This window comes from Streptomyces europaeiscabiei, from assembly GCF_001550375.1.
Taxonomy (GTDB): Bacteria; Actinomycetota; Actinomycetes; order Streptomycetales; family Streptomycetaceae; genus Streptomyces; species Streptomyces europaeiscabiei.
This window is the reverse complement of the sequence record NZ_LRTR01000547.1, coordinates 1-26,760: the sequence shown is the minus strand read 5'-3', so window position 1 is coordinate 26,760 and position 26,760 is coordinate 1. Positions and strand designations below refer to the sequence as shown.

The 26,760-nt window shown below is 72.0% G+C and carries 23 protein-coding genes and 1 pseudogene; 17 read left to right on the top strand and 7 right to left on the bottom strand.

Annotated elements, in window-relative coordinates; all coding sequences use genetic code 11:
- The 3 genes from AWZ10_RS26935 to AWZ10_RS26925 form a co-directional block, all read right to left on the bottom strand.
- A partial coding sequence (locus AWZ10_RS26935; protein ID WP_159058345.1) for a xanthine dehydrogenase family protein molybdopterin-binding subunit occupies window positions 1-1,256 on the bottom strand: 1,256 nt, incomplete at its 3' end.
- Entirely contained in the window at window positions 1,253-2,245 is a 993-nt protein-coding gene (locus AWZ10_RS26930; RefSeq protein ID WP_060892248.1) for an FAD binding domain-containing protein, read from the bottom strand. The genes AWZ10_RS26935 and AWZ10_RS26930, both read right to left, overlap by 4 nt.
- The gene (locus tag AWZ10_RS26925) at window positions 2,242-2,808 is read right to left on the bottom strand and encodes a (2Fe-2S)-binding protein (protein ID WP_060892247.1); all 567 of its coding nucleotides are present in this window, start codon (window positions 2,806-2,808) and stop codon (window positions 2,242-2,244) included. The genes AWZ10_RS26930 and AWZ10_RS26925 overlap by 4 nt, the downstream gene beginning before the upstream one ends.
- 210 nt (window positions 2,809-3,018) lie before the next feature.
- Here AWZ10_RS26925 and AWZ10_RS26920 point away from each other — a divergent pair, with 210 nt between their 5' ends.
- On the top strand, window positions 3,019-3,594 hold the full coding sequence (locus AWZ10_RS26920) for a TetR/AcrR family transcriptional regulator (protein WP_060892246.1): 576 nt from the start codon (window positions 3,019-3,021) through the stop codon (window positions 3,592-3,594).
- Between the two features lie 241 nt (window positions 3,595-3,835).
- Here AWZ10_RS26920 and AWZ10_RS26915 read toward each other — a convergent pair whose 3' ends face one another.
- From AWZ10_RS26915 to AWZ10_RS51605, 3 genes are all read right to left on the bottom strand, one after another.
- Window positions 3,836-5,029: a right-handed parallel beta-helix repeat-containing protein gene (locus AWZ10_RS26915; RefSeq protein WP_060892245.1), complete on the bottom strand. Its 1,194-nt coding sequence runs from the start codon at window positions 5,027-5,029 to the stop codon at window positions 3,836-3,838.
- 337 nt (window positions 5,030-5,366) lie between these two features.
- Window positions 5,367-5,489: a hypothetical protein gene (locus tag AWZ10_RS55175; protein ID WP_276145796.1), complete on the bottom strand. Its 123-nt coding sequence runs from the start codon at window positions 5,487-5,489 to the stop codon at window positions 5,367-5,369.
- Between the two features lie 35 nt (window positions 5,490-5,524).
- Window positions 5,525-5,821, bottom strand: a complete 297-nt coding sequence (locus AWZ10_RS51605; protein ID WP_159058344.1) for a hypothetical protein — start codon at window positions 5,819-5,821, stop codon at window positions 5,525-5,527.
- Between the two features lie 225 nt (window positions 5,822-6,046).
- On the opposite strand from AWZ10_RS51605, the gene AWZ10_RS26905 reads away from it, so the two are divergent.
- Together AWZ10_RS26905 and AWZ10_RS26900 are read left to right on the top strand one after the other, a co-directional pair.
- Window positions 6,047-7,147, top strand: a complete 1,101-nt coding sequence (locus AWZ10_RS26905) for a cellulose binding domain-containing protein (protein WP_060892243.1) — start codon at window positions 6,047-6,049, stop codon at window positions 7,145-7,147.
- Window positions 7,148-7,203: 56 nt separating this feature from the next.
- The gene (locus AWZ10_RS26900; RefSeq protein ID WP_060892242.1) at window positions 7,204-8,853 is read left to right on the top strand and encodes a cellulase family glycosylhydrolase; all 1,650 of its coding nucleotides are present in this window, start codon (window positions 7,204-7,206) and stop codon (window positions 8,851-8,853) included.
- Window positions 8,854-8,894: 41 nt separating this feature from the next.
- Here AWZ10_RS26900 and AWZ10_RS26895 read toward each other — a convergent pair whose 3' ends face one another.
- A complete protein-coding gene (locus AWZ10_RS26895) occupies window positions 8,895-10,376 on the bottom strand; it encodes an MFS transporter (protein WP_060892241.1) in 1,482 nt (493 codons plus the stop codon).
- 375 nt (window positions 10,377-10,751) lie between these two features.
- Between AWZ10_RS26895 and AWZ10_RS26890 the strand changes: the two genes are divergently transcribed.
- From AWZ10_RS26890 to AWZ10_RS26825, 14 genes and pseudogenes are all read left to right on the top strand, one after another.
- Complete coding sequence (locus AWZ10_RS26890; protein ID WP_208618557.1) at window positions 10,752-12,191, top strand: KH domain-containing protein; 1,440 nt, start codon at window positions 10,752-10,754, stop codon at window positions 12,189-12,191.
- Between the two features lie 81 nt (window positions 12,192-12,272).
- Window positions 12,273-13,559 carry an AAA family ATPase gene (locus AWZ10_RS26885; protein WP_060892240.1) on the top strand — a complete coding sequence of 429 codons (1,287 nt, stop codon included), beginning with the start codon at window positions 12,273-12,275 and terminating at the stop codon, window positions 13,557-13,559.
- 8 nt (window positions 13,560-13,567) lie between these two features.
- Entirely contained in the window at window positions 13,568-14,863 is a 1,296-nt protein-coding gene (locus AWZ10_RS26880) for a vWA domain-containing protein (RefSeq protein ID WP_319052778.1), read from the top strand.
- Between the two features lie 62 nt (window positions 14,864-14,925).
- Window positions 14,926-15,489 carry a GNAT family N-acetyltransferase gene (locus tag AWZ10_RS26875; RefSeq protein ID WP_060892239.1) on the top strand — a complete coding sequence of 188 codons (564 nt, stop codon included), beginning with the start codon at window positions 14,926-14,928 and terminating at the stop codon, window positions 15,487-15,489.
- A 166-nt stretch (window positions 15,490-15,655) separates the two neighbouring features.
- A complete protein-coding gene (locus tag AWZ10_RS26870; protein ID WP_208618556.1) occupies window positions 15,656-16,912 on the top strand; it encodes an ATP-grasp domain-containing protein in 1,257 nt (418 codons plus the stop codon).
- Complete coding sequence (locus tag AWZ10_RS26865; protein ID WP_060892238.1) at window positions 16,909-17,784, top strand: Rossmann-like domain-containing protein; 876 nt, start codon at window positions 16,909-16,911, stop codon at window positions 17,782-17,784. Before AWZ10_RS26870 ends, AWZ10_RS26865 begins: the two co-directional genes overlap by 4 nt.
- The gene (locus tag AWZ10_RS26860; RefSeq protein WP_060892237.1) at window positions 17,781-18,881 is read left to right on the top strand and encodes a PLP-dependent cysteine synthase family protein; all 1,101 of its coding nucleotides are present in this window, start codon (window positions 17,781-17,783) and stop codon (window positions 18,879-18,881) included. The genes AWZ10_RS26865 and AWZ10_RS26860 overlap by 4 nt, the downstream gene beginning before the upstream one ends.
- A complete protein-coding gene (locus AWZ10_RS26855) occupies window positions 18,878-19,963 on the top strand; it encodes a mandelate racemase/muconate lactonizing enzyme family protein (RefSeq protein ID WP_060892236.1) in 1,086 nt (361 codons plus the stop codon). Before AWZ10_RS26860 ends, AWZ10_RS26855 begins: the two co-directional genes overlap by 4 nt.
- Window positions 19,947-21,209: an MFS transporter gene (locus tag AWZ10_RS26850; RefSeq protein ID WP_060892235.1), complete on the top strand. Its 1,263-nt coding sequence runs from the start codon at window positions 19,947-19,949 to the stop codon at window positions 21,207-21,209. Before AWZ10_RS26855 ends, AWZ10_RS26850 begins: the two co-directional genes overlap by 17 nt.
- Entirely contained in the window at window positions 21,206-21,997 is a 792-nt protein-coding gene (locus AWZ10_RS26845) for a class I SAM-dependent DNA methyltransferase (RefSeq protein WP_060892234.1), read from the top strand. Before AWZ10_RS26850 ends, AWZ10_RS26845 begins: the two co-directional genes overlap by 4 nt.
- Window positions 21,998-22,040: 43 nt before the next feature.
- The gene (locus tag AWZ10_RS26840) at window positions 22,041-23,624 is read left to right on the top strand and encodes an ABC transporter substrate-binding protein (RefSeq protein ID WP_060892233.1); all 1,584 of its coding nucleotides are present in this window, start codon (window positions 22,041-22,043) and stop codon (window positions 23,622-23,624) included.
- Window positions 23,621-24,580, top strand: a complete 960-nt coding sequence (locus tag AWZ10_RS26835; protein ID WP_060892232.1) for an ABC transporter permease — start codon at window positions 23,621-23,623, stop codon at window positions 24,578-24,580. Before AWZ10_RS26840 ends, AWZ10_RS26835 begins: the two co-directional genes overlap by 4 nt.
- Window positions 24,581-24,933: 353 nt before the next feature.
- A pseudogene (locus tag AWZ10_RS55795) lies at window positions 24,934-25,335 on the top strand (ABC transporter permease subunit); the annotation flags it as partial.
- The coding region (locus AWZ10_RS26825) for an ABC transporter ATP-binding protein (protein WP_425264507.1) at window positions 25,281-26,760 on the top strand (1,480 nt) is incomplete at its 3' end. The pseudogene AWZ10_RS55795 and the gene AWZ10_RS26825, both read left to right, overlap by 55 nt.

The following is a 26,760-nucleotide window of genomic DNA, read 5'->3' as shown; positions in this document are numbered from 1 at the left end:
TGTCGGCGAGGGCGTGACGCTCCGCCGAGGGCGCCCTCGCGGAAGCAGGCGTGCAGATTGCGGCTGCCGAACGGCAAGCCGGAGACGGGACCGCGCTCCGGTTCGTTGCGGGCCCGCAGCTCGATCGGGTCGATGCCCAGCTTCTCGGCGAGTTCGTCGAAGGCCGACTCCAGTGCGAACGACCCCGGCGCCTCACCCGGCGCACGCATGAACGTCGGTGTCGGCACGTCGAGCCGTACGACTCGGTTGGCCGTGTGGTGGGCGTCGGCGTCGTACATCACGCGGGCCGGTCCGGCGGCCGGCTCGACGAACTCGTGGACGGTCGAGGTGAGGCACTGGGAGCGGTGCTCCAGCGCACGCAGCCGTCCGTCGGGGTCGGCGCCGAGCCGGACGCGCTGAGTGGTGGGGCTGCGGTAACCCGCCAGGGAGAACATCTGGCGCCGGGTCATGACCACCCGGACGGGGCGCTGGAGGACGGTCGCGGCCATGACGGCGGCGACCTGGTGCGCGCGGACGCCCTTGCTGCCGAAGCCACCGCCGACATGCTCGGAGCGCACCCGCACCGAGGCGGGGTCGAGGGAGAACAGGTTGGCGAGTTCGCCCGCGACCCACATGGTGCCCTGGTTGGAGTCGACGACGTCGAGTCGGCCCGCGTCCCAGCGCACCGTCACCGCGTGGGGTTCCATCGGGTTGTGGTGTTCCTCGGGGGTGGTGTACTCGGCGTCCAGGACGACGGCGGACGCGGCGAGTTCGGCCTCCAGGTCGCCCTTCTCGATCACCGCGGGACCGAAGCCGCCCGCGTCGTAGGCCTCCGGGTGCCCGGCGGCGAAGGCGATGTCGTGCGGCTCCTGCTCGTAGTGCACCACCAGCGCCTCGGCGGCCTCCCTGGCCTGCTCGGAGGTCTCGGCGACGACCAGCGCCACCGGCCAGCCCAGGTGCGGCACCCGGTCGTGCTGGAAGACGGCGATGGTCGGATCCGGTGTCATCCCCATGAGACCCGTGTAGTCGGTCGTGACACGCGGGGCGTTCTCGTGGGTCAGGACGGCGAGCACGCCCGGCATCGCGAGCACGTCGGCGCTCTCGATCGCGCGGATCCGGCCACGGGCCACGGTCGACAGCGCCAGCCAGCCATGGACGAGCCCGGTGAAGGGGATCTCCCCTGCGTAGCGGGCGGCCCCGGTGACCTTGTCGCGGCCTTCGACACGGGTGTGCGCGGTGCCGACGGCGCCCTGGTGTGCCGTGGGGGCGGTGGTCATCGGGTGGCCTCCTCGGTGAGTTCGGACAGGACGGCCACGACGAGGTTGCGCATGAGCGTCACCTTGTATCCGTTGTGCGGCAGCGGCTCGGCGTCGGCCAGTTCGGCGTCGGCGGCGGCCGCGAAGGTCTCGGCGTCGGCCGGTGCACCGGTCAGCGCCCACTCCGCCGCGTACGCCCGCCACGGCCGGGAGGCGACCGCCCCGAAGGCCAGCCGCACCTCGCGCACGATGCCGTCCCGGACGTCGAGCGCGGCGGCGATGGAGCCGATGGCGAAGGCGTACGAGGCGCGCTCGCGGACCTTGCGGTAGCGGGAGTGGGCGGCGACCGGAGCGGCCGGCAGGGTGACACCGGTGATCAGGGCGCCCGGCGGCAGGGCCGTCTCGAGGTGCGGGGTGTCGCCCACCGGAAGGTAGAAGTCGGCGAGTGGCGACTCGCCCGGTCCGTCGGCTGTTTCGTAGGTGACGACGGCGTCGAAGGCGGCCAGCGCCACGCCCATGTCGGAGGGGTGCGTGGCCACGCAGTGCCCGGAGGCGCCCAGGACGGCGTGGTTGTGGTGCTCGCCCTCGATCGCGGGGCAGCCGCTGCCGGGGGTCCGCTTGTTGCAGGGTTGGGTGACGTCGGCGAAGTAGCCGCAGCGGGTGCGCTGCAGGAGGTTGCCGCCGACGGTGGCCATGTTGCGCAGCTGCCCGGAGGCACCGGCCAGGACCGCCTGGGTCAGCGCCGGGTAGCGGCGGCGTACGTCGGGGTGGGCGGCGAGGTCGCTGTTGGTGACGGTCGCGCCGATCCGCAGTCCGCCGTCCTCGGTGGACTCGATCCCGCCGAGCGGGAGTTCGCGGACGTCGACGAGGCGGGCGGGCCGCTCGACGCCGGTCTTCATCAGGTCGACGAGGTTGGTGCCGCCGCCGAGGAAGCGGGCCTCGGGGTCGGCGCCGAGCAGGGCGACCGCGCCGGAGACGTCGTACGCCCGCTGGTAGTCGAACTCCCTCACGCCACGGTCTCCTTGGTCTTCGCGGTGCTCTCGGCGGCGGCGCGGGCGACGGCCTCGACGATCGACACGTAGGCGCCGCAGCGGCACAGGTTGCCGCTCATCCGCTCCCGGATCTCCCCGGGCGTGAGCGGTGGCGGTCCCGCCTCGGGACGGACGTCGTCGGTGACGGCGCTGGGCCAGCCCGCCGCGTGCTCCTCGATGACCGCGATGGCCGAACAGATCTGGCCGGGGGTGCAGTAGCCGCACTGGAAGCCGTCGAGATCGAGGAACGCCTGCTGCACGGGGTGCAGTGCGTCCCCGTCGGCGACACCCTCGATGGTGGTGATCTCGCGCCCCTCGGCCGCCACCGCCAACTGCAGACAGGAGACGTTGCGGCGTCCGTCGACGAGGACGGTGCAGGCACCGCACTGCCCCTGGTCGCAGCCCTTCTTGGTGCCGGTCATGTCGAGTCGCTCGCGCAGGGCGTCGAGCAGGGTGGTGCGGTGGTCGACGGAGAGCGTGTGCTTCTCGCCGTTGATGTTCAGGGTGATGGCGCTGTACGTCGAGGAGGTGGCTGGGGACATGATCAGCCTTCTTTCGCGTATCCGGGGCATGTCGAAGGGACTCGCTCCGGCAGGCGGTCGAATCAGGGATGTGGACAGCGCTGCTGCCGACGCCGGTCGCGTCGACGCTACGATGAATCAACCGGACAGCTGTCCTTTCCGGGAAAACGTAACGGACAGTTGTCCACTTAACAAGGACGGGTTTCGGCCAGGGACCCGTGAGGAGGCCGCGTGTGGCAGAAGAAGGGCGCCCCTCTGCGCGCGGACGCACAGCGGAATCGCGAACGCATCCTCGCGGTCGCACTGGCCGAACTGACACGCTCCGCCGACACGCCCCTGAGCCGGATCGCCAGGAAGGCATGCGTCGGACAGGGCACGTTCTACCGCCACTTCCCCACCCGGGAGGCACTCGTCCTGGAGGTCTACCGGCACGAGACGCGTCAGGTCGCCGACTCCGCCGCCGAGCTGCTCACCACCCGTGAGCCGGACCGGGCGCTCCGCGAGTGGATGGACCGTCTCGCCCGGTTCGCCATGACCAAGGCGGGCCTCGCGGACGCGATCCGCCAGGCCACCTGCGGCTCCGACAGCCCCGGCCACGCCCCGGTGGTCGAAGCCGCCGAACTCCTGCTCCGCGCGGGTGAGAAGGCCGGGACCGTCCGCACCGGAGTCACCGCGGACGACTTCTTCCTCGCGATCGCCGGCCTCTGGCAGATCGACCCCCGGGACGACTGGCAGCCGCGCGCCACCCGCCTCCTCGACCTCGTCATGGACGGCCTGCGCACCCGGGCACCGGGAACGGAGAAGTGAGCGCCGCCCGGTCCGGCCGGGCGGCGCACGAGGAGTACCGGCGAACGGCCTGCGTCAGCACCGCGCCCCGGCGTCCGCGCCGTCCACGGACCACAGGAAGGCCGAGGACAGGACGGACGACCTACGCACCGGGTCACCGGTCACCGGTCACCGTGAACGGGCAGCGAGCAGCGAGCAGCGAGCAGCGAGCGCCACCCGAACCGGCCGGCGGCGCACAGACGGCACCGCCCGACACCATCCCTCAGAACCGCGCCCCGACGTCCGCTCCGTTCGCGGGCCGCAGGAAGGCCGAGGCCGGGATGGAGCCGTCGGTCGCCCTGGCTCCGGTGATCGTGGCCGCGTCGGTGCTCGCGAAGGACCAGGTGCCGCCGAGGTTCCAGGAGTTGCCGCTGCCGCCGGAGCTCGAGCCCAGCGAGACGTTCGTGCCGTTGGCCACCGCGAGGTTCTTCGTCAGTGTCCCGTCGGCGTCCGCGAAGTCGAACCCCGTGCCCTTGTTGCGCCACGCCGTGCAGCGCTCGGCCACCAGCGCGCCGGGGTTGGAGTTGTCGATGAACCCGCCGGCCGAGTTGTCCCACGCCGCACTGTTGCGTACGACGTGCGCGGCGGCCGGGTCCTCGTCGCCGCCACCGCCGAGCTTGAAGCCGTTGCCGTCACCGGTGTAGTTCGGCAGGCTCCAGCGGTTGTAGCCGTTCCCGTACGCGACGCTCCCCTCGACGGTCACCGGGGAGAGGAACTCCCAGAAGTCCAGCCCGTCGTCCGCGTTGTTCCACAGCCGGGCCCCGCGCACCACGTTGCCCGCCCCGGCGCCCTCCTTGATCGCCAGGCCGTCGGCGCTCTCGCCGTTCTTGCGCGGATCCCGGTTGCCGTGACTGTCCAGGTTGATGATCTGGTTGGCACTCGACGCACCCTGGAGGTGCACGCCGGACTCGTAGTTGTTCCGCGTGACCAGGCGCTCGAAGACATTGCCGCTGGTGTCCACGCCGAAGATCCCGTACGGCCCGTTGACGATCTCCAGCCCGCTCAGCCGCCAGTGCTCCCCCTCGATGTGGATCGCGCCCCGCTGGGCCCGGGGGATGCTGGAGCCCACCGCGCCGGGCGTGTACGGCATGCCCTCGCCGTCGATGACGACCCGCTCGCCGTTGTAGTTGGCCAGCCTGATGGGCTGACTCGCCGTACCGCTCTTGAGCAGCTGGATGTTCGTGGTGGGCGCGTAGGTCCCGCCCCGGACGAGGATCGAGTCGCCCGCCTGTGCCAGGTCCACGGCGCGCTGGATGGTGCGCAACGGGGCCGCCGACGTGCCGGCGTTGCTGTCGCTGCCGTTGGTCGCCACGAAGAGGCTGCCGGCGGCGTGCGCGGCGGGGGCGGACAGGGCGAGGAGTCCGCCGGCCAGGACACTCAACAGGCTTGCACACACGGTGGATCGCAGTGGACGCATGGTTCGTCTCCCGGACAACCGAAGGGGAAAGCGCTTTCCATCTCGGAAGCTAGAGCCGTTGTCCCGAGCACGTCAATATCCATGCAAGTGATCCATGTTCTCATTCTTGAACGCGAGGGTCGCCGACCCCGCGCGGCCGGGCCCGGGGTCGGCGACCCGGTGTCATGACTTCTTGAGCTTGTACGCCTCCTTCACCGTCACGTCGAAGGTCGACGCCCGGTCGATCGACTCCAGCGCCACCGCGCCACCGGACCACCGGACCACCGGGCCACCGGGCCACCGGGGACGGCCTCTCCCCGTGTCTCGGCCGGCAACCGCGGACCGGCGTGCCGGACGATCAGAGGGAGCCCCCGGTCACAGTCGGCCCCGTCGGCGTGGCCGAAGCGGTACAGGGCAGGGCGCCGAGATCGACGAGTTGGTCGTCGACCCTGCCGGTGGCGACCAGCGGGGCCACATCCATGGGGATGACGCTGAGGCCGGCACCGCCGCCCCGCCTCACGAAGCCGATGATTTCGCGGCCCCTGCCGGGCTCGACGTCGACCTTGGCTCACCCTTCTCCGTGCCGACGGTCACCACGTCACCGGTGACGAGCGTGAACCGCCGGCCCTGGAGAGCGGCGAGGGACGAGGCGGAGCGGGCGTCGGCCGCAGGGGCCGAACTGGAGGAGGCGGTGAAGGAGGAGACGACCTCGGTGGACAAGCCGCTCCGGGTGGGCGACGAGCAGACGGCGGCCACCGCGCTGCCCGTCCAGGTCCGGACACGAGGCCTTCTCGCGCGAACTCCGTTGGACATGGGGGAAGTTCAGTGGAGTGAGAGCGCGAACGAAGAGACGTGCGTAAAGCCATCGAAAGGGTGATCCCTTTCCGACCTTGGAAAGGGTGATCCCTTTCCAAGGTCGCCGACTCGCCTCTCTCTCGGACACGGCAAGCCACCCGTGCAGCCGTCTTGACGTGTGAATGACAACGATGGCAAGTTCACATGGGAGCGCTCCCATCTCACCCAGGGTAGGGACCCACCATGCGCAGAACCCACCACTCCCCCTTACGGCACCTGCCGCTTCTCGGCCTTCTGACCGCCCTGCTGCTCCCCTTGGCGCTGACGTTCGCGCCGGTCGCCACCGCAGCCGACACGACTGCGACCCCCGTGCGCGTCATGCCGCTCGGCGACTCGATCACCGGCTCGCCCGGCTGCTGGCGGGCGGTGCTGTGGAACCGGCTGCGGAACGCCGGCCACACGGACATCGACTTCGTCGGCACGCTCGGCCCGCAGGGCTGCGGGCAGGAGCACGACGGCGACAACGAGGGCCACGGCGGCGAGTTGGTGACCAATGCCGCCGACCAGAACCTGCTGCCCGCCCGGCTGGCCGCGACGCTTCCGGACATCGTTGTCATGCACTTCGGCACGAACGACGTGTGGAGCGGTATCGCCCCCGACCGCGTTCTCGCCGCGTACACCAAGCTGGTCGGGCAGATGCGGGCCTCCAACCCGCGCATGCGGATCCTCGTCGCCCAGCTCATCCCCCTGAACCCCGGCAGCTGCTCGGGCTGCGCACAGCGCGTCGTCGACCTCAACGCGCGCATCCCCGACTGGGCTCGGGCCACGAGCACCGGCGACTCACCCGTGACGGTGGTCGACCAGTGGACCGGGTTCAGTACGGCGACCGACACGTACGACGGGGTGCACCCGAACGCCGTCGGCGACGACAAGATCGCCGCCCGCTGGTTCCCGGCGCTGAGCGCGGTGCTGGACGCGGGGGTACCGGGTGACCCCGGCGATCCGGGTGGCGGTCAGCCCGCGTGCGGCGCGGCCTTCCGGGCCGGCAACGTCTGGCAGGGCGGTTACCAGGGCGAGGTGACGGTGACGAACACGTCCACGTCCACCGTCTCGGGCTGGACCGTGACCGTCGTACCGGCCGACGGGGCCCGTCTCACCCAGGTCTGGAACGGGACCTCGACCACGGCGCCCGACGGCACGGTCACGGTCACCAACGCCTCGTGGAACGGCGCGCTCGCGCCGGGCGCGAGCGCCACGTTCGGCTTCGTCGCCACGACGTCCACGACGGCCGGGACGCCGTCGGCGACGGTCGGCTGTACGGCGAGGGGGACGGCCTCCTCATAACGGCCGAGGCTCCCTCCCCCGTTCCCCTCGCCCACTCTCCTCCTCCTGGAGCCGCCATGAGATTCCGTACGCGCACGACAGCCCTCGCCCGCATACCCCGCACAGCCACCCTCGCCGCAGCCCTTCTCGGTCTGCTCCTCCCCCTGTTCGCCTTCGGCGCGCCGGCGCACGCGGCGGCACCCGGCTTCCGCATCGAGAACGGCCGGCTCCTGGAGCGCTCCGGCAACGACTTCGTGATGCGCGGCGTGAACCACGCCCACACCTGGTACCCGAACCAGATGGGCTCGCTCGCCCACATCAAGGCCAAGGGCGCCAACACCGTGCGCGTGGTCCTCTCCAGCGGTGACCGGTGGACCCGTAACGACACCGCCGACGTGACGAACGTCGTGACGCAGTGCAAGCGGAACCGGCTCATCTGTGTCCTGGAGGTGCACGACACAACGGGCTACGGCGAGCAGAGCGGGGCGGTCACGCTCTCGCGGGCCGCCGACTACTGGATCGGTGTGCAGAGCGCGCTGACGGGTCAGGAGGACCACGTCATCGTCAACATCGGCAACGAGCCGTACGGCAACAACAACTACGCGGGCTGGACGGCCGACACCAAGGCGGCGATCCAGAAGCTGCGCACCGCCGGATTCGACCACACGATCATGGTCGACGCCCCCAACTGGGGCCAGGACTGGGCGTTCACGATGCGTGACAACGCGGCTTCCGTCTTCGCCGCCGATCCGGACGCCAACACGATCTTCTCCATCCACATGTACGGCGTCTTCGACACGGCGGCTGAGGTGAACGACTACCTCAACCGGTTCGTGTCGGCCCGACTCCCCATCGTGGTGGGCGAGTTCGGGCACGACCACTCGGACGGCAACCCCGACGAGGACGCCATCCTCGCCACCACGCAGCGGCTCGGCCTCGGCTACCTGGGCTGGTCCTGGAGCGGCAACGGCGGCGGCGTCGAGTACCTGGACATGGTCACGAACTTCGACCCGAACCAGCTGACCAGCTGGGGCCAACGCCTCTTCAACGGCGTGAACGGCATCGCCGCCACGTCCAGGGAAGCCGCGATCTACTCGTCCTCCGGCGGCGACACCACTCCCCCGACGACTCCCGGAACCCCGAGCGCCTCCGCGGTGACCTCCTCGTCCGCCACCCTGACCTGGTCCGCCGCCACCGACGCGACCGGCGTCACGGGCTACGACGTGGTCCGCGTCAACGGCACGACCGAGACCGCCGCGACCACCACCACGGGAACCTCGGCCACGCTCACGGGCCTGTCTCCCGCCACCTCGTACGGCTTCGCCGTCTACGCGCGAGACGCGGCAGGCAACCGCTCGGCGCGCTCGGGAACGGTGACCGTCACGACCTCCTCCGGCGGTTCCACGGCGGCCTGCGCCATCGGCTACCGGGTGACGGGCACGTGGTCCGGCGGGTTCCAGGGCGAGGTCGTCATCCGCAACACCGGCACCTCGGCGGTCGACGGCTGGACCCTCCGCTGGACCTTCCCCGACAGCCAGCGCGTCTCCAGCCTGTGGGGCGGCACGGTGGCACAGTCCGGCGCGGCCGTCACCGTCACCGCCGCGTCGTACACCGCGAACATCCCCGCGGCGGGATCGGTCACCCTCGGCTTCACGGCCACGCGCGGGAGCGCCAACCCGGCTCCGACCGCGTTCACACTCAACGGGGCCGCCTGTACGACTACTTGATCCCCATGGCATCCCCATGGCCCTTGGATCCCCTTGATTCCTCAGCCCGGACCCGGCCCCACCCCGCCCTTCAGTCGCTCCAGGTCGGAGGGCCGGACCTGGATGGCCAGTACGGCGATCAGGGCGGCGATGACGGTGAAGACGGCGGCCATGACGAAGGCGGCCGAGACGCCTGCGGTGAGTACCTCGTGGGACCAGGGCGGCGGGAGCTGCCCGGTCTGTTCGAACCGCAGGCGCTCGGCCGGTGTCGCCTGGGAGAGGAAGTCCGGGACCTGGTTCTCCGCCTCGTTGGTGCTGGCCGTGCCGTACATCGTGACGAGGATGGAGAGGCCGAGTGAACCGCCCACCTGCTGGGTGGCGTTGAGGAGTCCGGAGGCCGCGCCGGTCTCGGCGGTCCGGACGTCGGAGAGCGCCATCAGGGTCAGCGAGACGAACTCCATGCCCATGCCGAGGCTGAAGACGAGCATCGGACCGAGGACGCTGCCGACGTACGTGGAGTGCACGTCGGTCAGGGTCAGCCAGGCGAGCCCGACCGCGCACAGGATCGCACCCCCCACCATGAACGGTTTGGGTCCGTAAGTGGGCAGGAACTTCGAGGCCAGTGCGGCGCCGACCGCGATGACCGCGCTGACCGGCAGGAAGGCGAGCCCGGCCTGCAACGGGCTGAAGTCCAGCACGTTCTGCACGAAGAGCGTCAGGAAGAAGAACATGCCGAAGATGGCGGCTGCGAGGCACAGCATGATTCCGTAGGTGCCCGCCCGGTTCCGGTCGCGGAACATGTGAAGCGGGGTGATCGGCTGCTTCGAACGCCGCTCGACCAGGATGAACAGGGCGAGGAAGACCACGGCGCCGGCGAACGAGGCCATCGTGAGACCGTCCCGCCAGCCCTCCTGCGCTGCCCGGATGAAGCCGTACACCAGGAGCACCATGCCCAGGGTGGAGGTCAGCGCGCCGGTGATGTCGAAGTGTCCCGGGTGGCGTTCGGACTCCTTGATCCAGCGCGGCGTCGCCAGCACGATCAGCAGTCCGATCGGCACGTTGACGAACAGCACCCACCGCCAGTTCAGCCACTCCACGAGGATGCCGCCCGCGAGCAGCCCGATCGCTCCGCCGCCCGCCGAGACGGCCGCGAACACCCCGAACGCCCGGTTGCGCTCCGGGCCTTCACGGAACGTCGTACTGATCAGCGCCAAGGACGTCGGGGACGCGATGGCGCCGCCGACACCCTGGAGGGCGCGGGCGGCGAGGAGTTGGCCGGCGTTCTGGGCGAGGCCGCCGAGGAGCGAGGCCAGGACGAAGAGCAGCACACCGAAGACGAAGACCCGCCGCCGGCCGAGAATGTCACCGGCCCGCCCGCCCAGCAGCAACAGCCCGCCGAAGGTCAGCGTGTACGCGTTGACCACCCAGGCAAGGCTCGTCGTCGAGAAGTCCAGCGAACGCTGGATGTCCGGCAGCGCGATGTTCACGATGGTGATGTCCAGCACCACCATCAACTGACACGACGCGAGGACGAACAACGCCATCCCACTCCCACCACCACCCGTTTCCCGGGTGGTGGTGCGCTGCGGGGAAGTCGGCTGAGGATTGCTCATGGCGTATCGCAAAGGCAGGGTCCGGTGAACGGTTCCGTCCACCGCCGCGTTCACTGTTCGACCGTACGCCGGTGCCCTGGGCGCCACCACTTGAGCGCCGACGTCGCTTTGACGTGCGTACGGTGACCGTGTTGAGGGGGCGCCGGCGGGGCGAGTACGAGGGGGCCGTCCAGGGTGTCAGCGGTGCGTGCACGCACCCGCTCGAAAAAACAGGTGCGGGATCGGCACGGATGGAGTTACGGTCACCGCGATGACTACACACTCCCTCGGCAGAATGGGGGTCCCGTCCGCGCAAGGTGAGTGCTGATGCTCACTGACGTCGCGAACGGGAACTCCCGGCTTTCCCTCTGGTTGCGCGTGCGCGAGTTCGCCGTGCCACCCTCCATGATCGAGACTGCGACCGCCCGCCGTGCCGTCGGCGACTGGGCCGGGGCATGTGCCGCCGCAGGCATCGACATCGACCTCGACATGCGCTCCCTGGCAAACGGTCACGGCCAGGAGCTGGCGGCCCGGGTCCGGGCCGATCTTCGGCACTTGGCTCCGGATCTGCTGCGTTGGCACATGCCGAGGATCGCTCCCGACGGGCTGTTGCGTCCGGGCCTGACCATCACCCTGGCCCGGTACCACGCGGCGGGGCGCGACGGCCCGGATCCCGTGCACCTCGTGGCCCGGACTCCGCCCGCCTGGGCCGACGCCGGGCAGCGGATCGGCCTCGCGCTGTGGGACGGGTCCCGCTCCGGGGCCGGCGCCCGCGGTCATCCGCATCCGCACCCCAGCCGTCGGTACCGGCTCGATCTGCACCGCCATCTGTGGGATGCGCGCAGGGCGGGTGAGCTGCGGATTCGTTCCGGAGCCGAGCGGCCACCGGGCCCCCGGCCGCCGGGATGGGAGGAGTGGGGCACGCCTGCTGCGGAGCGCGGCTGTGCCGTCGAACGGTGGGTGGACGAGGCGGCGATCGTGCTGCGCGCCGAAGGGCGGTCCACCGGGACGGTCCTCGTGCGGTGCGGCACCCGGCGTAGATTCCTCATGGACCTGGACCTGGACCTGGAACCGAGCCCGGGTTCGGGCGCGGAGGCCCACAGGGATTTCGGCAACGGGTCAGCCGCCCCGCGGATCACGGCCGTATCCGGCGACGACGGTGCTTTCACCTCGCTGCCGGTCCTGCCCGACGCCGCGACCTGGGTGCTGCCCGATCTGGAGCTGATCCGTGCCGGCGCGATCGACGTCGGGCGGCTGCATCCACTGGTCGCGTCGGCCCTGATACCGGATCATGCGCGGTCGGGCCCGCCCGAGGCTCCGGACCTGACGGGCCGCCCACGGATCGTGGAGTGCCGGGGAGAGCGGCACCGTATCGGCCTGGTCGACGGGGCACTGGTGGCACTGGACCATGACCCGGCCGAGCTCCGGCGGGAGCAACTGCTGGTCGAACTGACCGGTACTCCCCTCCCCTGTCTGCGGGCCATCGACGAGGCACACCGTCGGCCGGACTGTCTCTCCGGCGTGCGCGAACGCCTGGACCACGGAGACATCGCCGGTGCGCTGGCCGTCGTCGAGGGGCTCCTCGGCCCCGAGGCGGTGCTGCGCGACGGCCCGCTGCGGGACGAGCTGGAGTCGGCCGCGCGACGACGGATCGCCTACGGCCTCTACCGGGCCGGCCTCGCCGATCCGAGCCGCGGCCGGGTCCGCGCCAATGTCGGTCGCCGCCCTCCCCGCCACCGCCGCCCCCGCGTCGCGACCTTCTTCTGACCGAGGACCTCGACCCGGGACCTCGACCCGGGACCCGGGTCCCACCCGCCTTCAGCCCACTACACACCAAGGTGATCAGACATGCCCACTTGCGCCCCGTTCGCCACGCCCACCATCCCCTTCTCCGATGCCGGCAGCGATCCCGACCCCGACCACACCTCCTCGCAACTCGACATAGCGGGCGACCTGTTGAGCCTGCTGCGCACCACGACCACCGAACCGCGCCCCGACACGCAGCTGGAGGCGCTGACCCTGGCCGTCGCCGCGGATCTGCCCGTACTGCTGTGGGGTGAGCCGGGGATCGGCAAGACCGCGGCGCTGACACAGCTCGCCGCCGCCCTGGATCTTCCGCTGACGACCGTGATCGCCAGCGTGCACGAGCCGTCCGACTTCTCGGGCCTGCCGATCGTGGGAGACGACCCGGCCGAGCAGGGTGTGCCGATGGCACCGCCGGACTGGGCGGTGCGGCTGGTGCGGGCCGGCCGGGGGCTGCTGTTCCTGGACGAGCTGTCGACGGCGCCGCCCGCCGTTCAGGCCGCGCTGCTCAGGCTGGTGCTGGAGCGGAGGATCGGCGCGCTCCAACTGCCGCCCGGCGTGCGGATCGTGGCCGCCGCCAACCCCCGGTCCTCGGCGGCCGACGGCTGGGAGCTGAGCCCGCCGCTGGCCAACCGGTTCGTGCACCTGCAGTGGACGCACGACCACGAGGTCGTCGTACGGGGTCTCGGCGGGACCTGGCCTCGGGCCACCCTGCCGCGGCTCGCGCCGGAGCGGCTGTCGGAGGCGGTGGACTTCGCCCGCCGCGCTGTGTGCGCGCTGCTGGCCGCGCGCCCCAAACTCGTGCATCAGCTGCCCAGCAGCGAGACCCGCCGGGGCGGGCCATGGCCGTCGCCCCGCAGCTGGGAGATGACGCTGCATCTGATCGCCTTCGCGACCGCCTCCGGTGTCTCTCGCGATGTACTCTCCCTGCTGGTCAGGGGCACCGTGGGCGACGGTCCGGGGCTGGAGCTGCTGGCCGGCCTGGACCGGCTGGACCTCCCGGATCCGGAAACGCTGCTCGCCGATCCGGCGGGGGCGGACCTGCCCCAGCGGGGCGATCTGCGGCAGGCCGTGCTCGACGGCGTGGTCGCCGCGGTCCGGGCGCGGCCGGAGAAGGACCGCTGGGACGCGGCGTGGGCTCTGCTGGTCCGGGCGCTGGAGACCGGGGCCCCTGATCTGGTGGTCGTCCCCGCGACCACGCTCGCCTCGCTGCGCCGCGACGACTGGGACGTTCCGGCGGCGATCGAGAGCCTCGCCGGAGTGGTCACCCTGTCGCGCAGGGCCAACGAGGCTGCGGCCCGTGCCAAGACGGCGACACGGGCCCGCCGATGAGCACCGACATGGGTAGGGAGGTGAGCACCCTCACGGGTGCGGACACCGGTTCCGGTGTGAGGCCCGGCGCGGCGGGCACTCGGGGCCTGGACTTCGACAAACTCTTCACCGCCCGGCTGCAGGCGGCGCGGGCCCGCCCCTATCTGGCGACGGCGTTGTTCGCGCTGCACACCGTCGAGTCCCGGCAGGTGCCCACCATGGGGGTGGACCGGTACTGGCGGTGTTACGTCTCCCCGGACTTCGTGGACCGTACGCCGGTGGAGGAACTGGCCGGGGTGTGGGTGCACGAGGTGTCGCATCTGCTGCGCGACCATCACGGACGCAGCGACCGGGTCGCCAAGGAGCGTGGGCTGACCGGTCCCGGGGAGCGGCTGCGGATGAACATCGCCGCCGACTGCGAGATCAACGACGACGCGTTCGGCGACGGGCTGGTCAAGCCCCAGGGGGCCGTCGATCCGGCGTACCTGAGGCTGCCCGAGGGGCAGTTGATGGAGGACTATCTGCTCCGGTTCCAACTGGGGCCGCAGACACTGGAGTTCGCGTGGCTGGACTGCGGCAGTGGCGCCGACGGTCTGGAACGGGAGTGGGAGCTGGGGCCGGACGGGGCGCACGGCCTGAGCGAGCAGGAACGGGACGCGGTCCGGTTCCGGGTGGCTCAGGGCATCACCGGCCGTCCGGGGTCCGCGCCCGAGGGCTGGAAGCGCTGGGCGGAGGAGGCGTTCCATCCGCCGCAGCCGTGGCGCGCGTTGCTGGGAGCGGCGGTCCGGTCGGCGGCCTCCGCGCCCGGCGCGGGCGAGGACTACAGCTACGGCCGGCCGTCGCGACGCTCGGCCGGCGTGCCGGGAACCGTGCTGCCGAGCCTGCGGCGCCGGCCGCCCCATGTCTCCGTGATCATCGACACCTCCGGGTCGGTGAGTGACACGGAGCTGGGCAGCGCACTCCTGGAGGTCGCGGCGATCTCCCGCGCCGTGGGCGGCCGACGGGACCTCGTCACCGTCGTCCCGTGCGACGCGGCGGCCCGGATCGCCCACCCGCTGTGCCGGGCCGAGGGGATCCCGCTGCTGGGCGGCGGCGGTACGAACCTGCGCGCCGGCTTCGCCAAGGCGCTCCGCAGCCACCCCAGGCCCGACGTCATCGTGGTCCTCACCGACGGACAGACCCCCTGGCCCGGCTCCCGGCCACCCTGCCGGACGGTGGTCGGCCTGTTCCAGCGGCATCACCGACACACCTCCTGGGACGAGGACGACCCGGACTACGTACCGGACTCCCCACCCGACTGGGCCCGCGTGGTCCAGATCGGATGAGCCTGCATCCCACTGCCGGAAATCGTTGGACGCGACGTCAAAAACACTGCTGACATGGGCGGATGAGTTCATTCTGGACGGGTGGGCGGGTACGGCTGCGAGGCATCGAGCCCGAGGACTGGCAGGCGTTCATGCGGATGGACGGGTTCACGGAGCACCAGCGGTCGGTGGACGCGCTCCACCTGCCGCGTTCCGCCGAGGGCTACCGGGTCTGGGCGGCGGAACAGGCCGTCGCCCGGCCGGACGACGACGTCTTCCGGCTGGCGATCGAGGCGTTGGACAGCGGCGAACCGGTCGGCGCCCTCTCGACCCACGACACCGTGGCGCGCACCGGCCGGTTCTCCTACGGCATCGGGATCAGCGGTGACCATCAGCGGCGCGGGTACGCGTCGGAGGCGATCACGTTGCTGTTGCGCTTCATGTTCGGCGAGCGGCGCTATCACAAGTGCGAGACGGGCGTGTTCGCCTACAACGAGGCGTCGCTCGCGCTGCACCGACGGCTCGGCTTCGTCGAGGAGGGCCGACAGCGCGACCACGAGTTCTTCGCCGGGCGCCATCACGACCTGGTGCTCTTCGGGATGACCGCTCCGGAGTTCGCCGTGCGGCATCCGTTCGACGAACTCTGACCGGCATCGCTCCTGTCGCCCCGCACCACGACCTCCCCACTCACCTCCCCCATGACAATGAAAACGATTATCGATAAGGTGGGCATGTCAAGCCTGGTGCCCCCTCCTCGTCGAGGTGTCGTCGGGCTGCCCTGACGCCTGTACGCACCGCACGAAAAGGGGAGCTGTGGCTCATCTGTTGGTGGTCGAGAGCTGGGTCGGATCGATGAGCAGACTGCTGCCACGGGCCATTCGGGAGGGTGGGCACGAGTTCACCTTCCTCACCCGCGACCTGCACCACTACCTGCGCTCGGCCCCCGAGGGCACGGCCCATCCGCTGCTCGGCGCGCGGAACGTGGTCACGGCCGACACCAACGACGTCGACACCCTCCTGCCGGAGGCGGAGCGCCTGCACTCGGTGTTCGCCTTCGACGGGGTCGTCTCGTCCTGCGACTACTACCTGCCGACGGTCGCCCGGATCGCCGGACACCTCGGACTCCCCGGGCCGGGCCCGGAGGCCGTCGAGAACGCCTGCCGCAAGGACGCCACCCGCCGCGTCCTCGCCGACGCCGACGTACCCGGACCCCGTTTCGCGCTCCACGAGGAGTGGGCCGACATCGCCCGGGCGGCGCGGGAGATCGGCTATCCGCTGGTCGTCAAGCCCGTCGACCTGTGCGCGGGCATGTACGTGCGTCGCGTGGACGACGAGGCCGAACTCGCCTCTGCCGTACGGTCGTTGGCCGACTTCCCGCTGAACGCGCGTGGGCAGCGCAGGGTGCCCGCCGTCCTCCTCGAAGAGCTGCTGACCGGGCCCGAGGTGAGCGTCGAGACCGTGTCGTACGCGGGAGTCGTGCACGTCGTGGGCGTGACCGACAAGAGCATCGGCGGGGCACCCGCGTTCATCGAGACCGGACACATGTTCCCCGCGGCCCTGACGGGCGCCGACGCGGAGGCCGCCGAGCAGACCGCGCTGGGCGCGCTCAAGGCTCTCGGGCTGACCGACGGCGTCGTGGCCCACACCGAGATCAAGCTGACCCCGGCCGGTCCGCGCGTGGTCGAGGTCAACCCCCGGCCTGCCGGGAACCGCATCACCGAGCTGGTCCGCCATGTCACCGGCATCGACCTCGCGGCGGCCGCCGTGGAGGTCGCCCTCGGTCGCGAGCCCGATCTGCGGCGCCGGGAGACGGGGCTGCGCAGTGCCGCCGTCGGCTTCCTCGTACCGGAGACCTCGGGCACGCTCGAAGCGCTGGACGGCGGTCGGCTCGCCGACCTGGCGGACGTGCTGGAGGTACAGCTCTCCGAGCCGGGGCGACAGGTCAGGTCGGCGGGCAGCAACAACGAGTATCTCGGCCATGTCATGGTGGGCGACCCGGCCGGGCCGGGCGCGCGCGGGCGGGTCGAGGAGCTGTTGGGCGAGCTGCGCTCCGGGCTGGTGATCCGGTGACCGCCGTCGCGCCGGTGGCCGGCGTCGCCACGTACGAGGAGCTGCTGGAGCACGCCCGTACCGGCCGGCTCGGCCCGGACCCGCGGACGTTGCGCGTGGCGGTGGCGTTCGTGACGCGGCAGGCGGTGCGGCACGACGGGCGGGGCACCGGCTATCGCAATGAGGTGCTCAGTCTGCGACTCGCCGGTGCCGTGGGGTCCTGTGCGGTCGAACCCGGTGCCCTGCCGGACGCGGCGATCGACGACTGTGTCGGCGCCGACGTCGCCCGGCTCCTGGAGCATCCGCTCCTCCCGGTCCGGGTGGCCGCGCTGGACGCCTATCTGATGCATGTCGGCCCGCACACACCGGAGAACGGGGCACACCCCTTCCCACTGTCGGGCGGTACGTCGCTGGAGAAGTCGCGGGCGCGGGCGCGCGCCGTCGTCGAGCTGCTCGATCTGCCGACGGGCGCCACGGTGCTTGTCGTCGGGGTCGTCAACTCCCTTCTGGAGGCCCTGCGTTCACGCGGCCTGCGCTATGTGCCGTGCGATCTCAAGGGCGGGGTCACGGAGTGGGGCGAGGAGGTCGTCACCGACGCGCTCGGGGCGGCCGACCGATGTGACGCGCTGCTGGTCTCCGGGATGACGTTGGGCAACGGCAGCTTCGAGCCGTTGCGGCGGCACGCGCTGTCGCACGGAAAGCAGTTGGTGATGTTCGCGCAGACGGGCAGCGCGGTGCTGCCCCGGTTCCTCGGTCACGGGGTGAGCGCGGTGTGCGCGGAGCCGTACCCCTTCTTCTGGCTGGACGCGGGGCCGGGCACGCTGCACCGCTACCGCCCGGACGGGGCGGACGCCGGCTCGGCTTCCCGTCCGGCATCGGGGGACGGCCAGTGACGTCGTCGACCGTCCTGCGTGCGGTCGCCCGCCCGGAGTTGCTGTCCCTCGTCGGGCGGACGCCGCTGGCGCGCGTGACCGCCGATCTGCCCGGCCCCCAGCCGGGGTTCTGGGCCAAGCTGGAAGGGCTCGCGGCGGGCGGAATGAAGGCGCGGGCCGCCGTGTCCATGCTGCTGGGTGCCCGGGAGCGCGGTGAGCTGCTGCCCGGTGCCCCCGTGGTGGAGTCGACGTCCGGCACCCTGGGCATCGGACTGGCCTTCGCGGGACAGGCGCTCGGCCATCCCGTCGTGCTGGTCGGCGACAGTGAACTGGAGCCGCCCATGCGGCAGTTGCTGCACTCCCACGGCGTGCGGCTGGAGCTGGTGGACCGCCCGGCACCCCGGGGCGGCTGGCAGGCGGCACGCCTCGCGCGGCTGCGGGAACTGCTCGCCGTACTGCCGGGAGCCTACTGGCCCGACCAGTACAACAACCCCGACAACACCGCCGGGTACGCCTCACTCGCCGCCGAACTCGCCGTCCAGCTCGACCACTTGGACGTCCTGGTGTGCAGCGTCGGCACCGGCGGCCACAGTGCGGGCATCATCGGCCCGCTGCGGCGGCACTGGCCCGCCCTGCGCCTCGTCGGCGTCGACTCCACCGGCTCGACGATCTTCGGCCAGCCCGCCCGGCCGAGGCTGATGCGCGGCCTGGGCAGCAGCATCCATCCGCGCAACGTGGCCTACGACGCCTTCGACGAGGTGCACTGGGTGGGCCCGGCGGAGGCCGTCGACAGCTGTCGCCGTCTCGCGCGGGGCAGCTTCGTCAGCGGCGGCTGGAGCACCGGCGCGGTCGCGCTCGTCGCCGCCTGGGCGGCCCGCGTCCACCCGGGCGCCGTCGTCGCCACCGTCTTCCCCGACGGCCCGCACCGCTACCTCGGCAGCGTCTACGACGACGACTTCACCACCGCCCACGGCATCGACCCCGCCGCCGCCGCCGTCCGGCCCGTCGAGATCCCCCACCCCGGCGCCGCCGAGGCCGTCGGCTGGGTCCGGTGCGGCAGGGTCCGCGACCCGCTCAAGGTCCCCCATGAGGTCCCCCGTCCGGAAGAGACACTGTGAAGGTCACCCAGCGCACCGTACGTCTCGAACTCGCCGAGCCGTTGCGCATCTCCCGCTCCACCATGGCCGCGCGTGACGCCGTGTGGTTGACCGTCGAGGACGAGGACGGGGTGCAGGGCCACGGTGAGGCCGTCACCAGCGCCTACTACGGCCTCGACACCGGCACCCTGGAACGCCTGTTCGCGGACGTCGCCGCGGACCTCGTACGGTTCCGCGATCCGCAGGGCGCGCTGGAGGCGCTGCTGGACGGCGGGGCGGCCGGTTCGCCGCAGACTCCGCCGGCCGTGACCGCCGCCGTCGGCGCCGCGCTCCTCGATCTGACCGGCAAGCGGGCGGGCAGCCCCGTTCACCGTCTGCTGGGCGCTCCGTCCGCTCCGGTGGCCGCGACCGCCCGGACCATCGGCATCACCTCGCCGATGCGTGCCGCGACCGAGGCCCGCCGGCTGGCCGCGAGCGGCTTCGAGGTCGTCAAGATCAAGGCCGGGGCGCCGGACCCGGAGGACGACGTCGAACGCGTACGGGTCGTCCGCGACGCCGCACCCGGGGTGAGGCTGCTCCTCGATCCCAACGGCGCCTGGACGCCGGCGCAGGCGGTCGCCCTGCTGCCGCGCTTCGCGGAACTGGGCGTGGAGGCGGTCGAGCAGCCCGTCGCTCCGGGCGATCCGGACGCGCTCGCCACCCTGGCCGAGCGCTCGCCGCTGCCCGTCATCGCCGACGAGGACGCCGTGGGGCTGGAGGACGTGCGGCGGCTGGCGGGGCGGGTGCACGGGGTCAACGTCAAGCTCGCCAAGTGCGGCGGCGTCCACGCGGCACTGCGGATCGCCGAGTCGATCGAGGGCAGCGGCACCGAGCTGATGCTCGGCTGCCTCACCGCCAGCAGCCTCGGTCTCGCACCTGCCGTCCACCTCGCCGACCGGGCCCGCTGGGTGGACCTCGACGGGCATCTCCTGCTCGCCGAAGACCCGTGGACCGGGATAGGCGGCGCCGACGGGTTCGTACGGACAACCAACACACCGGGACTGGGAGTTCGACTCCGCGCGACCGACGGAACCAAGGAGATACGCCGTGCAGACGTGGCATGAGATACGCCGCTTCCCGTTCGCGGTCCGCCTCCTGCTGGTCAACCAGCTCGGCGTCAACATCGGTTTCTACCTCCTGATCCCCTACCTCGCCACCCACCTCACCGAGAACCTGGGCATGTCCGCGGCCGTCGTGGGCATCGTCCTGGGCGTCCGGAACCTCAGCCAGCAGGGCCTGTTCATCATCGGGGGCTCCGCCTCGGACCGGCTCGGCGCGCGGGGCGTGATCATCGCCGGGTGCGCACTGCGGACCGTCGGGTTCGGGCTGTTCGCACTCGGCGACGGGCTGCCGGTGCTGCTCGCCGCGTCGGTGCTCAGCGGGCTCGCCGGGGCGCTGTTCAACCCGGCGGTGCGGGCGTACCTGTCGCAGGAGGCCGGGGAGCGCAAGGCCGAGGCGTTCGCGCTGTTCAACGTCTTCGCGACGACGGGGGCCCTGATCGGGCCACTGCTGGGCAGCGTGCTGCTGCTCGTGGACTTCCGTACGTCCGCGCTGACCGCCGCCGCGATCTTCGCGGTCCTCACCGTCGCGCAGGCCCTCGTCCTGCCCGCGCGGAAGGTCGAGCCGAGCGGCGGCGGTGTCCTCGGGGACTGGCGGGAGGTTCTCGGCAATCGGGCCTTCCTGGCGTTCGCGCTCGCCATGATCGGCATGTTCACCCTGGAGAACCAGCTGTACCTGCTGCTGCCCGCCGGGGCACGGGAGGCCACCGGCTGGGACGGCGCGGCCGGTCTCGTCTTCCTCGTCGGCACGCTCGCCAATCTCACGCTTCAACTGCGCATCACCAAGGCGCTCAAGTCGCGCGGTGACAGGGCCCGTTGGATCGGTGCGGGGCTCGCCGTGACAGGCCTGGCGTTCCTGCCACCGGCCGTGGGGGCGGGTCTCGGCACCTCCGGGTGGCTCGCCGCCGTACCCGTCCTGCTCGGCGCGCTCCTCCTCCACCTCGGCCTCATGATCGCCTCGCCGTTCGTGATGGAGCTGATCCCCCGCTTCGGTCGCCCCGAGCTGACCGGCACGTACTTCGGGATCTTCTACGTCGTCTCGGGCATCGCGGCGGCCGTCGGCAACACCTTCGTCGGGTGGGCCATGGACGCCGGGGAGCGGGGCGGCCACGCGTGGGTGCCCTGGGTGTGCTGCGCCCTGTTCGGGCTGCTCTCGGCGGCCGGCGTCGGCCGGCTGCGCCGGCTGGGGGCGCTGCCCGCGAACCCCGGGGCCGTCCTCCTCGCCTCAGCGGGTGAGAAGAGCAGCGCATGACGCACGGCAACCTCCTCACCGACAACCCCGAACTGTACGAGGCCCGTTTCCCCGATCCCGAGCGGCTGGCCGGGCGTTGGGCCGAGGACTGTCTGCGGCGCCACGGGGCCGGTCCACGGGTCCTGGACATGGGCTGCGGCACCGGACGCGACGCCGCCCACCTGCACGGCGCGGGCCGTACGGTGACCGGCGCCGACCTCTCCGAGGCGATGCTCGCCCATGCCCGCGTCCGGCACCCCGGCCCGGCGTACGCGCGGGCCGATCTGCACGGCTTCGACCTGGGCCGGGCGGCCTTCGACGCGGTCGTCTGCCTGGACAGCTCACTCCTGTACTGCCACACCGACACCCAGCTCGACGGCTTCCTCTCCTCCTGCCGCCGGGCGCTCGCACCCGGCGGGCTGCTGGTCGCGGAGATGCGCAACGGCGCCTACTTCCTGGGGCGCACGGACCTGCTCGACACCCCGACCGTCAACGCCTTCACCTGGCAGGGCACCGCCTACCGGTCCACCACCACTCTCACCGTGGACCGCACCGCCCAACTGCTGCGCCGTGTCCGCGTCTGGACCTCGGACGACGGAGCGCCACCCACCGAACAGCGTTCCGCCTGGCGGCTGTTGTTCCCGCAGGAGCTGCGCCACGTCCTGGCCGCGCACGGCTTCGAGGTGCTCGAACTGCACGACGGGCCGGGCCCGCGTACCGAACCACCGTGGCAGGAGGGGCGGTTGCCCGGCCGCTCGGCGGACGCGGACCGGCTGCACGTCGTCGCGCGACTCGCCTCCGCCCCCTGATCTCTCCTCCCCTGCTCCGCCCCTTCACACCCAAGGAACCCTCATGCACGACGAACGTTTCTCCGGTCTGCGCCGCCGCGGCTTTCTCGCCGCCACGGGTGCCGCCACGCTCGGCGCGCTCGCCCTGACGGCGTGCGGCGAGAGCGGCGGTACGGATGCCGAGGCGGACGGCGGCACCGGTACGCCCAGACGCGGCGGGCGGCTGCGGGCCGCGTTCGCCGGCGGCGGCGCCAGTGAGACCCTCGACCCGCACCTGGCCAGTCTGTTCGCCGACGTCGCCAGAGCCAAGGCACTGTTCGACAAGCTCGCCGACTACGGGGCCGACCTGTCCGCGCAGCCGCGCCTCGCCACGAAGTGGGAGTCGAACAAGGCCCTGGACCGCTGGCGGGTCACCCTGCGCGAGGCCACCTTCCACGACGGCAGTCCGGTCACCGCGAAGGACGTGCTGTACAGCTACCGCCGTATCGCCGACCCCGAGAAGGCGTTCCGCGCCAAGGCGTCCCTGGAGCCCATCGACCTCGCCGAGAGCCAGGCCACCGGTGAGCGCGGCATCGAGTTCGTGCTGAAGCGGCCGACCGCCGAATTCCCCAATGTGCTGGCCGCGTTCGGCGCGTACATCGTTCCCGAGGACACCGCCGACACGGACTTCGACAGGAAGCCGATCGGCTCCGGCCCCTTCCGCTTCGTCTCCTTCGCCCCCGGCCGCTCGGCCGTCTTCCGCCGCTACGACGCCTACTGGGAGGGCGCCCCGCACCTCGACGAACTCGAGTTCGTCGTCGCCAACGAGGAGTCCGCCCGCGTCAACGCGCTCCTCGGCGGCCAGGTCGAGTACGCCCACGAGCTGAACCCCACCACCGCCCGCGCCCATGAGGGCAAGGGGCAGATCGAGATCGTCCGGCTGCGCAACAGCGCCATGCAGGCCTTCTGCATGAAGACGGACCGGGCGCCCTTCGACGACAAGCGCGTGCGGGAGGCATTCTTCCTGATCGCCGACCGTCAGGAACTCGTCGACGGCGCCCTGTCGGGGGCGGGTGCGATCGGCAACGACCTCTTCGGCAAGGGCTACGAGTACTACGCCGCCGACCTCCCGCAGCGCGAGCAGGACCTCGACCGGGCCCGCGCGCTCCTGAAGCAGGCCGGTGCCGAGAAGCTGAAGGTCGGCCTGGACACCTCGGCCGTCGCCGCCGGGTTCACCGAGGCGGCCAGCATCTTCCGCGACCAGGCCGCGAAGGCGGGCGTCACGATCGACGTCAGGATGGGCAGCAAGGACTCGTACTGGAGCGACATCCTCGACTCGGGCACCCTCGCCTGCTACCGCTCCGGCGCCATGCCCATCGAGGCACACATCTCGCAGCGCCTGCTCACCGACTCCACCACCAACGCCACCAAGTGGCAGCACAAGGACTTCGACGCGCTGTACCAGCAGGCGCAGTCCACGCGGGACAAGGCGGAACGGACCGCCGTCTTCGAGCGGATGCAGCGCCGGCTGTACACCGAGGGCGGCTTCCTGATCTGGGGGTTCGCCGACTGGATCATCGCAACGGGCAAGACGGTGAAGGGAGTTGAGGCCAAGGCCCCCGCCAACACGCTGGACTGGGCGCGCTTCGACAAGGTGTGGCTCGCGTGAGCGGAAGCGATCTACGCTCTTTCGTCGCCCGGCGGCTGCTCCTCGGTGTCGCGCAGACCGTGGCCGTCGTGCTGCTGGTCTTCGCGCTCACCGAGGCGCTGCCGGGCGACGCCGCCGTGGCCCTGGCGGGTGACCAGCCCGACCCGGCGCGCATCGCCGCCATCCGCGAGGCGATGCACCTGGACCGGCCGGTGCACGAGCGGCTGGCCGACTGGGCGTTCGGCCTGCCGCACGGCGACTTCGGCACCTCCCTCACCTCGGGCCGTCCGGTCGGCCGGTACATCGCCGACGGCTTCGGGCCGACGCTGCTGCTCGCCTCGCTCACCGTGGCCCTGCTCGTACCGGTCGGCTTCGGTCTGGGCGTGCTGGCCGCCCGCCACGAGGGCGGCCTCGTCGACCGGCTGATCAGCTCCCTGACCCTCGCCGTGTACGCGGTCCCCGAGTTCGCCCTCGGTGTCCTGCTGGTGACCGTCTTCGCGCTGAAGCTGGGCTGGCTGCCGCCGACCGCCGTCGGCTACGGCACCGACCTGCTCGCCCACCCGGCCGCGCTCGTCCTGCCCGTCCTCGTCCTGCTGTCCCGGCCGGTCTGCTCCCTCGCCCGTCTGGTCCGCGCCGGCATGGTCGACGCCCTCGCCTCCCCGTACGTCGCCCACGCCCGCCGGTACGGCGTCCCGGGCGCCCGCGTCCGTCATGCCCACGCCCTCCCCAACGCTCTCGCCCCCGCCGCACAGCAACTCGCCCGTACCGTCGACTGGCTGCTGTGCGGCGTCATCGTCGTGGAGGCCCTGTACGTGATCCCCGGACTCGGCACCGTCCTCCTCAACGCCGTCGCCGAACGCGACGTACCCGTCGTCCAGGGCCTGGCCGTGGTCTTCGGCGTCCTGACCGTCGTCCTCAACCTGGGCGCGGACGTGGTCGCCCGGCGGATGGCACCCCGGGCGGGGGTGGCGGCGTGACCACCGGCACGGACATCAGCACGGCCGGCACGGGCGTCGCCACCCGTACCCGACGGCGACGTACGGGCCGTTTCGCGCTGGGCGTCGCGATCATCGCCGTACCTCTCCTGCTCGCCCTGCTGGGACCGGTGTTCGCGGGAGAGCCGGGGGCGCGCGCCGCGTCCTTCACGCTCGGCGACGGGCACCGGCTCGGTACGGACTTCGTGGGCCGGGACGTGTGGCAGCAGGTGCTGCACGGCGGCCGACCGGTCGTGCTGACCGCGCTCGGCGCCGGAGCGCTGGCCTATCTCGTCGCCCTGCCGGTCGGTCTGATCGCCGCGCTCACCCACCGGCGCTGGCTGGAGGAGTTGCTGATGCGGCCCCTGGACGTCCTGATCGCCGTCCCGTCACTGCTGCTGATCCTGCTGGTCGCGTCCGTGTTCACGCCGGGAGCCGTCGGCCTCGCCCTCCTCGTGGCGGTGGTCAACGTTCCGGACGCGGCCCGCCTCGTGCGCGCCGCCGCCACGGAGGCCGCCTCCCGGCCGGTCGTCGAGGCGCTGCGCCTCCAGGGCGAGACCTGGTGGCGTACCGCGGTGGGCTACGTCGGCCGCACCATCCTGCGCACGCTGGGCGCCGACGCCGGCACCCGGCTGACCGGTGTGCTGTACCTGGTCGCCACGGCCGCGTTCCTCGGTGTCGGGGTGGCCCCGGACGCCGCCGACTGGGCGGTGATGGTCGACCGCAACCGCACGGGCCTGTTCGTGCAGCCCTGGGCCGTGGTCGTCCCCGCCCTGCTGATCGTCGCGCTGACCACGGGCACGAATCTCCTCTTCGACGCCGCGCTGGAGAAGCCCGGTGGGCGCGACGGGAGTGGAGGGCGCGTCGGGCGCCGCGAGCGCAACCGGTGCCGGGTACGGAAGGAACGACGTTCGTGAAGCGGTACGACGACGGGACCGGCCGGGCCGCCCCGGCATCCCTGGCCGAGATCACCGACCTACGGGTCGAGGTGGGCGGCCGGGCGATCGTCGACGGGGTGAGCCTTCGGGTGCTGCCCGGCAGGGTCACCGCGCTGGTGGGTGCCTCGGGCAGCGGGAAGACCACGACCGGGCTGGCGCTGCTCGGCGAGTTCCCGCAGGGCGCACGCGTCAGCGGCGACGTCCACGTGGCGGCCGCCGGCCTCGTCGGATACGTACCGCAGCATCCGGCGGCCGTGCTCAACCCCGCCCGCCGGATCACCGCCCTCCTCACCGACATCGCCCGCACCCAGGTACGTCATCTTCCCCGGGGCGCCCGCCGGGCAGCCTCCCGGGAACGCGTACTGCGAGCCCTGGCAGATGCCCAGCTCCCGGACGCGGAGCACCTGTTGCGTCGCTACCCGCACCAGCTCTCCGGTGGCCAGCAGCAACGTGTCGTCCTCGCCCAGGCCCTTGTGCTGGGCGCCCGGGTCATCGTCGCGGACGAACCCACCACCGGCCAGGACGCGTTGACCAAGAGCCTCATCGTGGAGCAGTTGGCGGCGGTCGCGGCGCGCGGTATCGCGGTCGTCCTGCTCAGCCACGACCTCGACGTCGTACGCGCCCTCGCCGACGAGGTCCACGTCATGCGAGCGGGACGCGTCGTGGAGTCGGGTCCCACGGGGCGGATGTGGGAGGCGCCCCGGCACGAGTGGACCCATCAACTCCTGTGCGCACGAACGTCGTTCACGGAGACGGCGGTGAAGGCGGAGGGGGACTCGGGAGTGGACTCCGCAGTGGACGCGGGAGTGGAGGCGGGGGTGGGGGCGGACACGGCCGTCGACACGTTCACGGGCTCCCAGGACCGGGGCGCCCGGGCGGCCACCGCGCCCGTGTTGCGCGTACGCGATCTCACCGCCCGCCATCGCGACGGCTCACGCGGCGCGAAGGTGACCGTGCGGGCCCCCGACCTCGTGCTGCACGCCGGGGAGTTGCTGGCCGTGGTCGGGCGCTCGGGCAGCGGCAAGACCACTCTCGCCCGCTGTCTCGCCGGGCTCCACCGCGACCACGACGGCGACATCCTCCTGGACGGCACCCCCCTGCCGCGCAGTCTGCGCGACCGCGGGCGGGGGCAGTTGGCGGCGGTGCAGTACGTCTTCCAGGACGCCCGCGCCGCCTTCGACGAGCACCGCCCGGTCGTGCGTCAGGTCGCCCGCACCGCGGTCCGGCTGCGCGGCGTCGACGACC

Coding starts and splice junctions, on each gene's coding strand:
- AWZ10_RS26925 (WP_060892247.1), bottom strand. CDS start 2,808: ATGTCCCCAGCCACCTCCTCGACGTACAGCGCCATCACCCTGAACATC.
- AWZ10_RS26915 (WP_060892245.1), bottom strand. CDS start 5,029: ATGCGTCCACTGCGATCCACCGTGTGTGCAAGCCTGTTGAGTGTCCTG.
- AWZ10_RS55175 (WP_276145796.1), bottom strand. CDS start 5,489: ATGGATGTGGCCCCGCTGGTCGCCACCGGCAGGGTCGACGACCAACTC.
- AWZ10_RS51605 (WP_159058344.1), bottom strand. CDS start 5,821: ATGTCCAACGGAGTTCGCGCGAGAAGGCCTCGTGTCCGGACCTGGACG.
- AWZ10_RS26905 (WP_060892243.1), top strand. CDS start 6,047: ATGCGCAGAACCCACCACTCCCCCTTACGGCACCTGCCGCTTCTCGGC.
- AWZ10_RS26900 (WP_060892242.1), top strand. CDS start 7,204: ATGAGATTCCGTACGCGCACGACAGCCCTCGCCCGCATACCCCGCACA.
- AWZ10_RS26895 (WP_060892241.1), bottom strand. CDS start 10,376: ATGGCGTTGTTCGTCCTCGCGTCGTGTCAGTTGATGGTGGTGCTGGAC.
- AWZ10_RS26890 (WP_208618557.1), top strand. CDS start 10,752: ATGCTCACTGACGTCGCGAACGGGAACTCCCGGCTTTCCCTCTGGTTG.
- AWZ10_RS26885 (WP_060892240.1), top strand. CDS start 12,273: ATGCCCACTTGCGCCCCGTTCGCCACGCCCACCATCCCCTTCTCCGAT.
- AWZ10_RS26880 (WP_319052778.1), top strand. CDS start 13,568: ATGGGTAGGGAGGTGAGCACCCTCACGGGTGCGGACACCGGTTCCGGT.
- AWZ10_RS26875 (WP_060892239.1), top strand. CDS start 14,926: ATGAGTTCATTCTGGACGGGTGGGCGGGTACGGCTGCGAGGCATCGAG.
- AWZ10_RS26845 (WP_060892234.1), top strand. CDS start 21,206: ATGACGCACGGCAACCTCCTCACCGACAACCCCGAACTGTACGAGGCC.
- AWZ10_RS26840 (WP_060892233.1), top strand. CDS start 22,041: ATGCACGACGAACGTTTCTCCGGTCTGCGCCGCCGCGGCTTTCTCGCC.